Raw genomic sequence first — 13,121 nt, forward strand, 5'->3', positions numbered from 1 at the left:
GGCATATCGCCTCGGCGCGAGTCCTGGTCCGAGCCAATCAAGACGTCAATAAAGGGGAGAGCAGGACAATGAGCACGCCGGAAGCCGTAGGACTATCGTCCGAGCGCCTGAAGCGCATCGATAGCTTCATCCAGGCCAAGTACATCGATACCGGAAAACTGCCCTGCGCCCTGACCCAAGTCTGGCGGCGTGGACAGCTGGCCCATACCTCGGTGCTGGGCAGCGCCGATGTCGAGCGCGGCAAGCCGCTGAAGGCCGACAGCCTGTTCCGCATCTATTCGATGACCAAGCCTATCACCAGCGTCGCCTTCATGATGCTGGTCGAGGAGGGGCTGGCTTCGCTGGACGACCCGGTGCACCGCTTCATCCCGGCGTGGCGGGATATCGGCGTGTTTCAGGCCGGGGTGGCCGGTGCGTTCCAGACGACCCGCACCAAGGAGCCGATGCGCACCATCGACCTGCTGCGCCACACCTCGGGCCTGACCTACGGCTTCCAGCAGCGGACCAATGTCGACGCGGCCTATCGCAAGCTGAAGCTGGACGGCGTCGACAGCGAGGGCGGCTTGAAGACCTTCGTCGAGACCCTCGGGACGGTGCCGCTGGAGTTCTCGCCCGGCGAGGCCTGGAACTACTCGGTCGCGACGGATGTGCTCGGCTATCTGGTCGAGGTGATCTCGGGCATGCCGTTCGACGTGTTCCTGAAGACCCGGATCTTCGATCCGCTGAAGATGGTCGATACCGGCTTCTTCGTGCCGGAAGGCCAGCGTGAGCGCTTTACCGCCTGTTACGCCCTAACGCCCTCGGGCAAGGTGGTGTTGCAGGACGATCCCGAGAAGAGCCGGTACCTGTCCGACCCCTCGGTGAAGTCGGGCGGCGGCGGTCTGGTCTCGACGGCCGACGACTACATGCGCTTCTGCCGCATGCTGCTGAACGGCGGCGAGCTGGACGGCGTGCGCCTGCTCAGCCCCAAGACGATCAAGCTGATGACCATGAACCACATCCCGGGCGGTCAGGAACTGGTTCAGGCGTCCAAGTCGCTGTTCAGCGAGGCGGTGTTCGAGGGGCTGGGCTTTGGCCTGGGCTTCGCCATGACCATCGATCAGGCGCGGACCAAGAACCTGGGGTCTCTGGGAGAGTACTTCTGGGGTGGCATGGCCTCGACGGCGTTCTGGATCGATCCGGTCGAGGATCTGGCGGTGGTCTTCATGACCCAACTGATGCCCTCGACCTCGTACCCGATCCGCCGGGAGCTGCGGACGCTGGTCTATTCGAGCTTCACCGAAAGCGCTGGATAGGCGCTTTATCACGGATAAGAAAACGGCGCGGGAGAGGCTCCCGCGCCGAGTTGCGCTTTACCAAAGTCCGACGCATTGCGAGCAATACGTCACGCTCGCGAAATCCACCGACTTCGAAACGTCAGGACGCGTGCAAGGCGCATCCAAAGCCCATGAATTCCCGCGAACGTCCTCCCCGGCGCGGATCATTTTCTCTGCATTTCAGGTAGCTGCAGTGTCGGTCAGCCCACCGACGCCCCCTCCACCTCGCAGATGATCTCGGCCGAACTTCTGATTTCGAATTTGGAGTATGGCTTTGTGGCCGTCAACTGGCGGCGCCCGCGAAATGGGCGCCGTCGCGTAGGTCTGGACATCCGCGACGGAGCATGCACGCTGCTGTCAAACAACCGTTCAAACCAAGAAAACAAGGGTGGAAGCCGCCATGGCCGCGATCAACGCCGTCACCGATTTCTCTGTCGAAGGCGACATCGGCGTCGTCACGCTCAACTCGCCGCCGGTCAATGCGCTGTCGGCCGCTGTCCGCGAGGGTCTGCAGGGCGCGTTCGACGCCGCGATCGCCGACGCCGCCGTCAAGGCCATCGTGCTGATCTGCGACGGCAAGACCTTCATCGCCGGCGCCGACATCACTGAGTTCGGCAAGGCGATGACCGGACCCTCGCTGCAGGACGTCCAGAACACCATTGAGAACTCGCCCAAGCCGGTGATCGCCGCGATCCACGGCACGGCACTGGGCGGCGGCCTGGAAGTGGCGCTGGTCGCCAACTACCGCGTCGCCGTTCCCTCGGCCAAGGCCGGCCTGCCGGAAGTGAACATCGGCCTCTTGCCCGGCGCCGGCGGCACCCAGCGCCTGCCGCGCATCGTCGGCGTCGAGAAGGCGCTGGAGATGGTCACCACCGGCCAGCATGTGCCGGCCAAGGCCGCACACGCCATGGGCCTGTTCGACGAGCTGGTCGAGGAGGGCAAGCTGCGCGAGGGCGCCATCGCTTTCGCCAAGGCCGTCGTCGCCGAGAACCGTCCGCTCAAGAAGGTCCGTGACCTGAACGAGAAGGTCGAGGCCGCGCGTGGCAAGCCCGAGATCTTCGAAGCCTTCCGCAAAGCCAACGCCAAGAAGTTCCGCGGCTTTATGGCGCCGGAGAACAACATCAAGTGCATCGAGGCGGCGGTGAACCTGCCCTTCGACGAGGGCCTGAAGGCCGAGCGCAAACTGTTCATGGAGCTGATGACCGGCAGCCAGTCGGCCGCCCAGCGCTATGTGTTCTTCGCCGAGCGCCAGGCCGCCAAGATCCCGGACGTGCCGGACGACACCCCGACGATCCCCGTCAAGAAGGTCGGCGTCATCGGCGCCGGCACCATGGGCGGCGGTATCGCCATGAACTTCCTCAACGCCGGCATCCCGGTGACGATCATCGAGGCCAAGCAGGAGAACCTCGAACGCGGCGTCGGCATCATCCGCAAGAACTATGAGAACACCGCCAAGAAGGGCCGTCTGACCCAGGACGACGTCGAAAAGCGCATGGCGCTGCTGACCCCCTCCATGGAGATGGAGGCCCTGGCCGACTGCGACATGATCATCGAGGCCGTGTTCGAGCTGATGGAGATCAAGAAGGAGGTCTTCACCAAGCTGGACAAGATCGCCAAGCCCGGCGCGATCCTGGCCACCAACACCTCCTATCTCGACGTTGATGCGATCGCGGCCGTGACCAGCCGTCCCGAGAGCGTGATCGGCACCCACTTCTTCTCGCCGGCCAATGTCATGCGCCTCTTGGAACTGGTGCGCGGCGACAAGACCAGTAAGGACGTCATCGCCACCTGCATGAAGCTGTCCAAGACCATCGGTAAGGTCCCGGTGCTGGTCGGTGTCTGCTACGGCTTTGTCGGTAACCGCATGCTGGCCCAGCGCCAGCGCGAGGCCCAGAAGCTGATCCTGGAAGGCGCGATGCCCTGGGACGTCGACCGGGTGCTGTACGACTTCGGCCTGCCGATGGGACCGTTCGCGATGAGCGACCTGGCCGGCCTCGACATCGGCTGGGATCCAGCCAAGACCAGCTCCTCGACCGTGCGCGAGGTGCTCTGCGAGATGGACCGTCGCGGCCAGAAGAACGGAAAGGGCTTCTACGACTACGACGAGAACCGCAACGCCAAGCCTTCGCCGGTCGTCGAGGAAGTGATCCGCGACTTCGCCGAGAAGCGTCAGATCCAGCGCCGCGAGATCACCGACCAGGAGATCCTGGAGCGCTGCCTCTATCCGATGGTCAACGAGGGCGCGAAGATCCTCGAGGAAGGCAAGGCCATCCGGGCCTCGGACATCGATATCGTCTGGATCAACGGCTACGGCTGGCCGGTCTATAGCGGCGGCCCGATGTTCTGGGGCGAGCTGGTGGGCCTCGACAAGGTCCTGGCCAAGATGAAGCAGTTCCACGCCGAGCTCGGCGACGACTTCAAGCCCTCGGCCCTGCTCGAGCGCCTGGTCGCCGAAGGCAAGGGCTTCAAGGACGCTTGATCGCGGTCTTCTAGCTTCAAAATAAGCGTGTCATCCCGGCCGCAGCGTAGCGGAGAGCCGGGACCCAGGGGCCGCCGCATCGCGCTTGGCCCCTGGGTCCCGGGTCGGCTTCGTCGCCCGGGATGACGCGGGTTTTTGCGTTTTTGAGGAAGAGTGCATGACCCTCGCCGCCATGATCGCCGCCGACTACGGGACCATCGGTGACATCCTGCGCGAGCGGGCCCGGGAAAATCCCGATCGTCTGGCGGTGGTCATGGAGACGGGCGAGGGCGTCACCTACGCCCAGTTCGACGCGCTGGTCGACCGGGTGGCAGCCGCCCTTCAACGCGATGGCGTGGCGCCGGGCGAGGCCGTTGCGGTCTGCGCCCTGTCGTCCATTCCCTATGCGGCGCTGTTCCTGGGCGCCCTGCGGGCCGGGGTCGCGGTGGCCCCAATAGCGCCGTCATCGACGCCGGAGTCGATCGCCGGCATGGTCGCCGACTGCGGCGCCAAGCTGTTCTTTCTGGACGCCGGCGTCGCCGAGGCCCAGAAGCCCGCGCCGGTTCCCGTCCGCCCGATCGCCCTGGACGGCTCTTCCGCCGGCCAAGCCTTCGACGCCTGGCTGGCGCCCGAGGACGCGACGCCCGCACCCATCGAGATCGGCCCCAAGCACCCGTTCAACATCATCTATTCCAGCGGCACGACCGGCACGCCCAAGGGCATCATCCAGTCGCACGGCATGCGCTGGAAGCACATCTTTGTGGGCGACGCGATCGGCTATGGCCACACGCCGGTCAGCCTGTTGTCGACGCCGCTCTATTCGAACACCACGCTGGTCTGCTTCTTCCCGACCCTGGCGGGCGGCGGCACCGTGGTGCTGATGAAGAAGTTCGACGTGGTGCGTTATCTGGAGTTGGCCGCCAAGCACCGCATCACCCACACCATGCTGGTGCCGGTGCAGTACCGCCGGCTGATGGAGCACCCGGACTTCGACCGCTACGATCTTTCGTCCACGCGGATGAAGTTCTGCACCAGCGCCCCGTTCGCCGCCGACCTCAAGGCTCAGGTTCTCAAGCGCTGGCCCGGCGGCCTGGTCGAGTATTTCGGCATGACCGAAGGCGGCGGCACCTGCATCCTGATGGCCCACGAGCATCCGGACAAACTGCACACGGTCGGCCGTCCGGCGCCCGGCCACGACATCCGGCTGGTGGACGAGGACGGCCGGCAGGTCGGGCCCGGTGTGGTCGGCGAGATCGTCGGCCGGTCGGCCAGCATGATGAACGGCTACCACGGCCGTCCCGACAAGACCGCCGAGGCGACCTGGGTCTCGCCCGAGGGCTGGACCTTCATCCGCACCGGCGATGTCGGCCGGTTCGACGAGGAAGGCTTCCTCACCCTGATGGATCGCAAGAAGGACATGATCATCAGCGGCGGGTTCAACATCTATCCGTCCGACCTGGAGGCCGTGCTGGTCCAGCACCCGGCGGTGGTTGAGGCGGCGGTGGTCGGCGTGCCCTCCGACGCGTGGGGCGAGACGCCGGTGGCCTTTGTCGCGCTGAAGAGCAGCCAGGTCGCCGAGGCCGACGCCATCAAGACCTTCGTCAACGGTCAGGTCGGCAAGACCCAGAGACTCGCCGAGGTCGTCGTCGTGGACAGTTTGCCGCGCAGCCACATCGGTAAGGTCCTGAAGCGCGAACTGCGCGACTCATGGCAAAACTCGCCCAGTCAGTAAGCTTGTGCGGCGCTTCTTGCCGCGACCGCGCGCCGCATTAGGGCGAGCGGAATCGATGAATACGGTTGCTTAACCAAATGGTGCGGCCATCAGGTCGCCCGGTTCGTCGTGGATTGCGTTCAAGCTCATGCGCCCGAAGCCCGTCGCCGCTCCGATCAATGCCCTCGCCGACCTAGCGCGTGAGGCCAAAAGCCTTGTCCGCGCGCCAGGGGCGCCGATCGATTTCGATGCGGTCGCTGCGGCGCTCGGGGCCGCCGGTCACACGTCTGATCTCGAGCAGCGCCTGGCTGCCCGTTTCGTCCGTCCGGTCGCCGCGCGCGCCTTCGCCGCACGGGTCGAGGCCACCGCCGCGACCTTGAAGGCCCTGGGCGTGCGCGAGGGCGGTGTCTGCGTCGTCTCGGCCCTGGCCGATCCGGAGACCCTGGCCGGCGTCGCCGCGGCGGGTCTGAAGGCGTGGCTCGTCGATGTCGACCCGTTCAGCGCCATGTTCGACACCGACCATCTGCGCGAGCGCCTGCCCGAGGCGCCGGGACCGCTGGAGGCCATCGTACCCGCCGCCGCCCATGGCCGCGCGCCCGACATGCGCGCCTGGGCCGCCTTCCGCGACGAGACGGGGCTGCCGATCCTGGTCGACGCTCACGGCGCGTTCGACGTGATCATCGAAGCCCCGGTGCCGGTGCTGGTGGGTCTGCCCAGCGGGCAGGGCGTGTTCCTGGTCTGCGAGGACGCTGTTCCCGTCAACGCCGTCGAGGCCGCCCCCTTCGCGGGCGAAGACGGTCTCGCCGCCTGGCCGGGTCTGCGTCAGCGCCTTTGCGGCACGGCCCAACAGCTGCGCGTTCTGCTGCTCGACAGCGGCGTCGGCTTCCAGCCCGGCTGGGGCATGAGCTGGATTTCGCCGGTTTGCGCGCTCAGCCTGCCGACCGACGACGCCGGCGCTATGGCCTGGAAGCTCCAGGCGGCCGGCGTGCCCGCCAGCTGCTCGGTCCGAGACCGCACGCTCGCCGCCGATGAAACCCCCAACGCCGATCACTTGGCGGCGTCGACCGTGGTGGTGACCCTGGACCCGAACCTCGACATCGAGGGCCTCGACCGCCTCTGCGACGCGCTGCGCGCGGCGTTGGGGTAGAGGCTGTCGCCGACTTGGCCTAAGCATCGGCGCGTCGTTTTCACGCCGAGAGATCCGATGGCCAAGGCCTCCTCTGAGCCGCTTTCCCTGGACTGGGGCTTTGGCCTCCCCGACGAAGTCTTCGCCTTGCCGGAGGCTGAGCTGGATGCGCAGGTCCGCTACGACGACGACCTCTGCCAGTGGGGCGATCGCTACTTCATCCGCTGCATTCTACCGGTGCCGCTGAAGGGCCAGGACGACTACTTCGGCTGGGGCGCCTGGGCCGAGGTCGAGGCCGAGGTGTTCCAGCGCTATCTCGACCTCTATGAAGAAGACGGCCGCGAGGAGCCGCTGCATCCGGCCAAGCTGGCCAACCGGCTCGCGCCCTATCCGGGCACGACCCTGGGCACGCGCCTGCTGATCCAGTTCCAGACCCCCGACGAGCGCCCGACCCTCACGCTGCTGGAAGGCGACAAGAGCCGCCTGGCGGAAGAGCAGCGCGAAGGGATCGACGCCGCGCGGCATCATGAGATCCTGGCTGTGCTGGAGGGATAGAGGCGGGCTTAAGCAGCGTCGATCATCTGCTTGGCGGCGCGGGCCAGCAGACCCGAACGCGTGTAGCCATAGGTTTCGGCGAAGGCGTCGATCTCGCGCAGTGTGGTCTCGGGTAAGGTGATATTGACCCGCACCGTCCGAGGCTGGACGGTCTTCAGCGGCACAAGGATCACCACACCGTCGCGGTTGCCGGGGGCTGCCATGACTTCGTCCAGGGCGGACGGCGCCGGCAGGGTTTCGCCATCCTCGATCATGCCCTCGACATGCAGCGCCAGGGCCTCCTCGGCGTTGGCGCGGGCTTCTTCCAGCGTCTCGCCGACGCTGATACAGCCGGGCAGGTCGGGAAAAGATACGCCGAAGGCGCTGTCGGCGTCCTTGTGGATCAGGGCGATATAGTCGGCCATCGCTCTACCTCAGTTTCAGGTCGGCCTGACGCTCGATCGAGCGCAGGGTTCCCAGCGGCAAGTCGCGCTTGGGGTGCGGCACGGTCACGCGCCCGGACTTGGTCGGGTGCTTGAACTGCGCATGAGAACCGCGCCGTGCGACTTCGACCCAGCCATCGGCTTCCAGCGCCGCGATCACCTCACGACTGTTCATGGTGTGTATTAGTGCGTATTCTCAAGTCGTGAGTCAAGGTGCTTGATCTAGAATACGATATATGTAGAGTTATTGCATGAAGCGACTTCGCAAACCCTCGCCGCAAGCCGTGTCCCTCTTTGCGGCCCTGGTGCTCTCGCCGTCTGAATGGCGTCATGGCTATGATCTTTCGCGGGAGACGGGACTGTCGTCGGGCACGCTGTACCCCTTGCTGGCGCGATGGAAGTCGGCAGGTTTTCTTGACGCGGAATGGCGGGCTTCCGCCGAAGCGGGTCGCCCGCCGCGACAAGTCTATCGCCTGACCGCCGAGGGTCTGGCGGCGGCGCGGGCGGCAACGCGCGCGAGGCTCCCGACAACGACTTTCAAGGAGGTGACCGCATGAGCTGGGCCGAACGATTGGCGACGCTCGCGATCTGGATCGCACCGCCAGCGCGCCGGGAGTGGGCGCAGGCCGCCCATGCCGAGCTGGGCGACATGCCGGCGACGCGGACTTTGGATTTTGCGGTCGGCGGGCTCTTTGCGGCGATCGGCTGGCGATTGGGCGATCCGAGGACGATCGCGCTGTCCGCGCGCGGGCTGGTCGTCGTGGGGGCGGGTGTCTGGGCGGTTCTGCTGGGGCGGTTGGCTTTGAGCCTGAACGCCGATGCTCCCAGCTTTGCAATCGCCTTGACGCTGTTGGCGCTCGGCGCGGCGAGCTTCTCGTTCCTGGCGCTACGACGCGGTTTGGGCTTCATAGTGATTTGTGCCAGTCTGCTGACGGCGCCTGCGGCCGGCTACTGGCTCTTCGCGGAGCAGGTTTGGCCAAGCTATCGTCTTTTGGACTTCTCGCGCGCCCTCAGTCTGGAGATCGCTGGCCTGCTGCTCTTTGCGGTCCTGACCGCAGGCGTTGGTCTTCGCGTGAGCCGCCCTAAAGCCAGCCCGCCTTCTTGAAGCGCCGGTACAGCAGGCCGCAGACCACGGCGATGGCGCCGATCACGCCGTAGTAGCCGTACTGCCACTTCAGCTCGGGCATGTGCTCGAAGTTCATGCCGTAGATCCCGGCGATCGCCGTGGGCACCGCCAGGATCGCGGCCCAGGCGGCCAACTGGCGGGTGATCACGCCCTGGCGCTGCTGTTCCAGCAGGCTGGCGATTTCGAACACTGAGGTCAGCACCTCGCGCAGGCCGTCGACCAGGATCTCGGTGCGCTGCACGTGGTCATGGACATCGCGGAAGTACATCCGCACCTCGCTGTCGATGCAGGGCAGGTCGTGATGCTCCAAGGCGCCGGCCATCTGGGCCATCGGGCCCAGCATCTTCTTGAACCGCATCAGCGAGCGGCGCAGGGCGAAGATGCGGGTGATCTCGGCCCGGCTGAGGAAGGCGTCCAGCGCGCGCTGCTCGATGCCCTGAAGCTCTTCCTCGATCTGGTCGACGATCGGCATGTAGCCGTCGACGATGAAGTCCAGCACCGCGTGCAGCACATAGTCGACCCCGTGGGCCAGTTGGACCGGCGCCGCCTCCAGCTGGGCGCGCAGCTCGGTATGGGCCCGGGCGCTGCCGTGGCGGACGGTGATCAGGTGCTGGCGTCCGACGAAGAAGTCGGTTTCGCCATAGGCGATACGGTCACCCTCCAGGTGGGCGGTCTTGGCCACCACGAACAGCTGGTCGCCATAGACCTCGACCTTGGGGGTCTGGCGGGCGTGCAGCGCGTCCTCGACCGCCAGCGGGTGCAGGCCAAACGCCGTCTGCAGGCGGCGCAGTTCGGCCTCGTCGGGCTCGGCCAGGCCGATCCAGACAAATTCGCCCTCGCGCGGAACTAGGTCTTCGGGCGAGGACAGGTCCAGCACGCGGACCGGCTGTCCGGCCTTGTAGGCGGTGGCGGCGATCAGGCTCATGGCGCGCGGCTCAGTGAGCGGCCGCGTAGGCCTCGACCGCCGCGATCCGCTGGGCCTTCTCGGCGTCGGTCAGGAACGAGCCGGCGAAGCTGTTCTTGGCCAGGGTGACGATGTCGTCGCGGGTCAGGCCCACGGCGCCGGCGGTGGCCAGGTAGTTCTCCAGCAGATAGCCGCCGAAATAGGCCGGGTCGTCGGAGTTGACGGTCGCCTTCAGGCCCAGCTCCAGCATCCGCTTGAGCGGGTGAGCGTCCAGGCTGGGCACGCCGCACAGCTTCAGGTTCGACAGCGGGCAGACCGTCAGGGTTATGCCGTCTTTCACGAGGCGCGCGGTCAGGGCCTCGTCCTCCAGCGCCCGGTTGCCGTGGTCGATGCGGTCGACCTTTACGAGGTCGATGGCCTCCCAGACATAGGCCGGCGGGCCTTCCTCACCGGCGTGGGCGACGACCTTCAGGCCCAGGTCCCGCGAGGCCTGAAGAACGCGGGCGAACTTGGCCGGCGGGTGGCCGACCTCGGAGCTGTCCAGGCCCACGCCCGCCAGCTTGGCGAGCCAGGGCTTAGCCTGTTCCAGCGTTTCGAACGCGGCCTCTTCGGAGAGGTGTCGCAGGAAGCACAGGATCAGCTTGGAGGTGACGCCCAGCGTCTTCTCGGCCTCGTCCATGCCGGCCAGCAGGCCGTTCATCACCGTGTCGAAGGCGATCCCGCGATCGGTGTGGGTCTGCGGATCAAAGAAGATCTCGGCGTGGGCGCCGCCATCGGCCGCCAGGCGCTGGAAGTAGGCGAGCGCCAGGTCCTTGAAGTCGGCTTCGGTGATCAGCACGCCCGCGCCCTGGTAATAGATGTCCAGGAAGTCCTGCAGGTTCGAGAAGTCGTAGGCCGCGCGGATCTCTTCGACCGAGGCGAAGGGCAGGGTGATCCCGTTGCGCTGGGCGAGCTCGAACATCAGCTCAGGTTCGAGGCTGCCCTCGATATGCATGTGCAGCTCGGCCTTGGGCAGGCCCCTGACAAACTCGGCGGAGGCGGATGGGGCGAAGGAAGCGTCGGTCATGGGGGAGTTATGGGCCTTCGCCCACAACGGTTTCAATCAAGATCGACTTTGCGCACCGTCAGGCAGCCTCTTGAGACAGAATTTCTTTGATCGCCGCCAGAATTGCCTGAACGTCGTCAGCCGTCGGCTCAGCCTCCACATCGCCATGCACGATCCGGTTCCGGAGATCGATTAGTTTTCTCAGGCGGCGCTCGGTATCGCCGCTGATATGGCCGTTCATGGTCAGAATCTGCAGCACTGTGCCGGGGGTGCGGGGCTTGTCGCCGGCGTTCTCGTCCACGCGCAGCAGCGCCGCTTCGAGGAGCGACCAGGCCATCACGAAGGCTGCTTGTCGATAACCAGCGCTGGCGAGCGATCGCAGCGAATCTCCACGATCCAGAATAGCTTCTTCGGAGGCGACTGGGATTGCCACCGATCGTGGCTGGCTGTCGCCCGAGAAGAAGACGTGAAACCGCCATTCCGTCTGGCCGTCGAAAATCCGTCGAGTATCCTGCAACCGTCGCTCGGTCGCGGGCGATTGGCGGTGTTTGATCTCGATGGCCACGTTCTGGCCTGGCTTGTGCGCCACCGCGTCCGGCCGATAACCGGCCATGAAGTCAGGGAGTTGATCCGCCCGGGGCTCGGCGATGAAAGCGAAGCCCTCGGACTCGTAGCGCGTTCGCAGAGCGTCCAGCGCTTCCCGCTCGGTGTGAGAAGACCAAGCTTGAGCAGGCGAACCCATTAAAGCTTCCTCCAGCGAAGGTCGTCGTCCACACGAATATATATGAGCGGCGGTGCGGTATCCAAAGCTATCGCTAACTGGCCGGTCGGCGAAGCGAACTCCCACGGAGTATCAGGCTCGAATTTCTGAACGACAACCTGTTCAATCACCTGGTCGTTTGGGTAGGCCACGCCAATCATGGCGTCGAGAATAGGCTTTACGATGTTGTCGATGTCCCCGACCATGGGTTCTGGAGAAAAATAGTAAATTCTCACGCCGAGAGCGCGCTGGTCGAGCCAACAGAATTCGCTGAGCTCCTGCCGGCGCTCAAGCGCCGCGCCCCGGACGATCTGCTTCCAAGTCTCGCGATTCTTAGTGTTTTTGCTCTGCAATGATACGGGAGTCCCCTCAATCACGAATTCCAGTGGATAGGGCAGTTCCCCATCAATCATCGCGTAAATTCTCGCCTAAGTCGCGCTTTCGATTATTTAGCCCTTATAGATTGTTTAGCAAGATGGGTCCTCTAACGACATCGATTGGCGGGTGAAGGCCCCTTCCGGCAATAAGATAACCTGTCGCCGTCTGGATCGGGCGGCTTCATGGGGCTGGCCTTCCAGCCTCCGCACCTCCTAACCTGTTTCCGCCCACCAGGCGTTTACAGGCGCTCAGCGGTGGTCTCCACTACAGAGCGAGGGGTTCGCGCGGGGGGCGTCATGCGACAGGTGATCTTTGGGGCGGCCCTGGCGGGGCTGCTGACTCTGGCTGCGCCGGCTTGGGCGAGTGATCCGATCATCGACATGCACCTGCACGCCTCGGCCGCCGACGAGCAGGGGCCGCCGCCGCTGGCCATGTGCGCGCCGATCAATCCGATGCCGACCTGGGATCAGCGCCAGCCCTGGACCGCCGGCCTGACCGCCATGTTCAAGGCGCCCAAATGCGCCGACCCGATCTGGTCGCCCACCACCGACGACGAGATCCGCGACAAGACCCTGGCGATCATGGCCAAGCGCAACATCATCGGTGTGGTCAGCGGACCCTATAAGCGGGTGATGGACTGGCGGGCCCTGGCTCCTGACCGGGTGCTGCCGGGGCTGATGCCGACCATGTCCGATCTCTCCAAGCCCAAGGTGCTGCTGGACGATTTCGGCAAGGCCAAGGCCGCCGGCCAGCTGGCGGTGATCGGCGAGCTGGGCTTCCAGTACGAGGGGATCGCGCCCAACGATCCGCGGCTGGAGAACCTGTGGGCGGCCGCCGAGGCTGCCGACGTGCCCGTCGCGATCCATATCGGCCCCGGCCCGCCCGGCGTGGCCTATCTGCCGGGGGGCGGCTATCGCGCCCGGATGAGCAGCCCGCTCTTGCTGGAGGACGTGCTGGTCAAGCATCCCAAGCTGCGGATCAATGTGATGCACGCAGGCTATCCGATGCTGGATGACACCCTGGCGCTGCTTTACGCCCATCCGCAGGTCTATGTGGACACCGGCGTCATCGTCTATTCGCAGCCGCGCCCGGCCTTCTACCGCTACCTGCAGGCGCTGGTTGATGCGGGCTTCGGCGAGCGGGTGATGTTCGGCTCCGACCAGATGGTCTGGCCCGAGACGATCGAGCGGTCGATCGCCGTGATCGACGAGGCGCCGTTCCTCTCCGCCCAGCAAAAGCGCAACATTCTCTACAACAACGCCGCCAGGTTCCTGCGCCTGGATGAGGCGACCCAGGCTAAACATCGAGCGATGTAGGAGG

The 13,121-nt window shown here is 65.6% G+C and carries 14 protein-coding genes; 8 read left to right on the top strand and 6 right to left on the bottom strand.

All coding sequences use genetic code 11. The features are described from left to right. Nucleotides 1–68 precede the first annotated feature (68 nt). The 5 genes from CVUC_RS00195 (at nt 69) to CVUC_RS00215 (ending at nt 7,166) form a co-directional block, all read left to right on the top strand. On the top strand, nt 69–1,295 hold the full coding sequence (locus CVUC_RS00195; RefSeq protein ID WP_096034304.1) for a serine hydrolase domain-containing protein: 1,227 nt from the start codon (nt 69–71) through the stop codon (nt 1,293–1,295). Nucleotides 1,296–1,704: 409 nt separating this feature from the next. Further along, on the top strand, nt 1,705–3,795 hold the full coding sequence (locus tag CVUC_RS00200; protein ID WP_164468225.1) for a 3-hydroxyacyl-CoA dehydrogenase NAD-binding domain-containing protein: 2,091 nt from the start codon (nt 1,705–1,707) through the stop codon (nt 3,793–3,795). 157 nt (nt 3,796–3,952) lie between these two features. Further along, entirely contained in the window at nt 3,953–5,506 is a 1,554-nt protein-coding gene (locus CVUC_RS00205) for a class I adenylate-forming enzyme family protein (protein WP_096034303.1), read from the top strand. Between the two features lie 127 nt (nt 5,507–5,633). Continuing rightward, complete coding sequence (locus CVUC_RS00210; protein ID WP_096034302.1) at nt 5,634–6,632, top strand: DegT/DnrJ/EryC1/StrS family aminotransferase; 999 nt, start codon at nt 5,634–5,636, stop codon at nt 6,630–6,632. Nucleotides 6,633–6,689: 57 nt separating this feature from the next. Next, nucleotides 6,690–7,166, top strand: coding sequence for a DUF2199 domain-containing protein (locus CVUC_RS00215; RefSeq protein WP_096034301.1), 477 nt, complete (start codon nt 6,690–6,692; stop codon nt 7,164–7,166). Between the two features lie 8 nt (nt 7,167–7,174). On the opposite strand, the gene CVUC_RS00220 is transcribed toward CVUC_RS00215, so the two are convergent. Both CVUC_RS00220 and CVUC_RS00225 read right to left on the bottom strand, forming a co-directional pair. Then, nucleotides 7,175–7,570 (bottom strand): type II toxin-antitoxin system HicB family antitoxin, encoded by a 396-nt coding sequence (locus CVUC_RS00220; protein WP_010921021.1) that lies wholly within the window; start codon nt 7,568–7,570, stop codon nt 7,175–7,177. 4 nt (nt 7,571–7,574) lie between these two features. Further along, nucleotides 7,575–7,763 (bottom strand): type II toxin-antitoxin system HicA family toxin, encoded by a 189-nt coding sequence (locus CVUC_RS00225; RefSeq protein WP_010921020.1) that lies wholly within the window; start codon nt 7,761–7,763, stop codon nt 7,575–7,577. Between the two features lie 76 nt (nt 7,764–7,839). On the opposite strand from CVUC_RS00225, the gene CVUC_RS00230 reads away from it, so the two are divergent. Further along, nucleotides 7,840–8,145, top strand: a complete 306-nt coding sequence (locus tag CVUC_RS00230) for a PadR family transcriptional regulator (RefSeq protein ID WP_010921019.1) — start codon at nt 7,840–7,842, stop codon at nt 8,143–8,145. Then, the gene (locus CVUC_RS00235; RefSeq protein WP_096034300.1) at nt 8,142–8,693 is read left to right on the top strand and encodes a transporter; all 552 of its coding nucleotides are present in this window, start codon (nt 8,142–8,144) and stop codon (nt 8,691–8,693) included. The genes CVUC_RS00230 and CVUC_RS00235 overlap by 4 nt, the downstream gene beginning before the upstream one ends. Here the strand turns inward: CVUC_RS00235 and CVUC_RS00240 are convergent. The 4 genes from CVUC_RS00240 to CVUC_RS00255 are packed head-to-tail and all read right to left on the bottom strand — an operon-like array spanning nt 8,671 to nt 11,836. Next, nucleotides 8,671–9,639 carry a magnesium and cobalt transport protein CorA gene (locus CVUC_RS00240; protein ID WP_096034299.1) on the bottom strand — a complete coding sequence of 323 codons (969 nt, stop codon included), beginning with the start codon at nt 9,637–9,639 and terminating at the stop codon, nt 8,671–8,673. The genes CVUC_RS00235 and CVUC_RS00240 overlap by 23 nt on opposite strands. 10 nt (nt 9,640–9,649) lie before the next feature. After that, complete coding sequence (locus CVUC_RS00245; RefSeq protein WP_096034298.1) at nt 9,650–10,684, bottom strand: adenosine deaminase; 1,035 nt, start codon at nt 10,682–10,684, stop codon at nt 9,650–9,652. Nucleotides 10,685–10,742: 58 nt separating this feature from the next. After that, nucleotides 10,743–11,405 (bottom strand): HepT-like ribonuclease domain-containing protein, encoded by a 663-nt coding sequence (locus CVUC_RS00250; RefSeq protein ID WP_096034297.1) that lies wholly within the window; start codon nt 11,403–11,405, stop codon nt 10,743–10,745. Further along, complete coding sequence (locus CVUC_RS00255; protein ID WP_096034296.1) at nt 11,405–11,836, bottom strand: RusA family crossover junction endodeoxyribonuclease; 432 nt, start codon at nt 11,834–11,836, stop codon at nt 11,405–11,407. Before CVUC_RS00255 ends, CVUC_RS00250 begins: the two co-directional genes overlap by 1 nt. A 261-nt stretch (nt 11,837–12,097) precedes the next feature. On the opposite strand from CVUC_RS00255, the gene CVUC_RS00260 reads away from it, so the two are divergent. Further along, entirely contained in the window at nt 12,098–13,117 is a 1,020-nt protein-coding gene (locus CVUC_RS00260; protein ID WP_096034295.1) for an amidohydrolase family protein, read from the top strand. The last annotated feature ends 4 nt before the right edge of the window (nt 13,118–13,121 follow it).

The sequence above is a fragment of the Caulobacter vibrioides genome (assembly GCF_002858865.1).
In the GTDB taxonomy this organism is placed as follows: Bacteria; Pseudomonadota; Alphaproteobacteria; order Caulobacterales; family Caulobacteraceae; genus Caulobacter; species Caulobacter vibrioides.

Bases quoted from the DNA above. Each gene is read 5' to 3' on its own strand.
- CVUC_RS00245 (WP_096034298.1), bottom strand. From the start codon at position 10,684: ATGACCGACGCTTCCTTCGCCCCATCCGCCTCCGCCGAGTTTGTCAGG.
- CVUC_RS00205 (WP_096034303.1), top strand. From the start codon at position 3,953: ATGACCCTCGCCGCCATGATCGCCGCCGACTACGGGACCATCGGTGAC.
- CVUC_RS00225 (WP_010921020.1), bottom strand. From the start codon at position 7,763: ATGAACAGTCGTGAGGTGATCGCGGCGCTGGAAGCCGATGGCTGGGTC.
- CVUC_RS00235 (WP_096034300.1), top strand. From the start codon at position 8,142: ATGAGCTGGGCCGAACGATTGGCGACGCTCGCGATCTGGATCGCACCG.
- CVUC_RS00250 (WP_096034297.1), bottom strand. From the start codon at position 11,405: ATGGGTTCGCCTGCTCAAGCTTGGTCTTCTCACACCGAGCGGGAAGCG.
- CVUC_RS00195 (WP_096034304.1), top strand. From the start codon at position 69: ATGAGCACGCCGGAAGCCGTAGGACTATCGTCCGAGCGCCTGAAGCGC.
- CVUC_RS00230 (WP_010921019.1), top strand. From the start codon at position 7,840: ATGAAGCGACTTCGCAAACCCTCGCCGCAAGCCGTGTCCCTCTTTGCG.
- CVUC_RS00240 (WP_096034299.1), bottom strand. From the start codon at position 9,639: ATGAGCCTGATCGCCGCCACCGCCTACAAGGCCGGACAGCCGGTCCGC.
- CVUC_RS00210 (WP_096034302.1), top strand. From the start codon at position 5,634: ATGCGCCCGAAGCCCGTCGCCGCTCCGATCAATGCCCTCGCCGACCTA.
- CVUC_RS00220 (WP_010921021.1), bottom strand. From the start codon at position 7,570: ATGGCCGACTATATCGCCCTGATCCACAAGGACGCCGACAGCGCCTTC.
- CVUC_RS00260 (WP_096034295.1), top strand. From the start codon at position 12,098: ATGCGACAGGTGATCTTTGGGGCGGCCCTGGCGGGGCTGCTGACTCTG.
- CVUC_RS00215 (WP_096034301.1), top strand. From the start codon at position 6,690: ATGGCCAAGGCCTCCTCTGAGCCGCTTTCCCTGGACTGGGGCTTTGGC.
- CVUC_RS00255 (WP_096034296.1), bottom strand. From the start codon at position 11,836: ATGATTGATGGGGAACTGCCCTATCCACTGGAATTCGTGATTGAGGGG.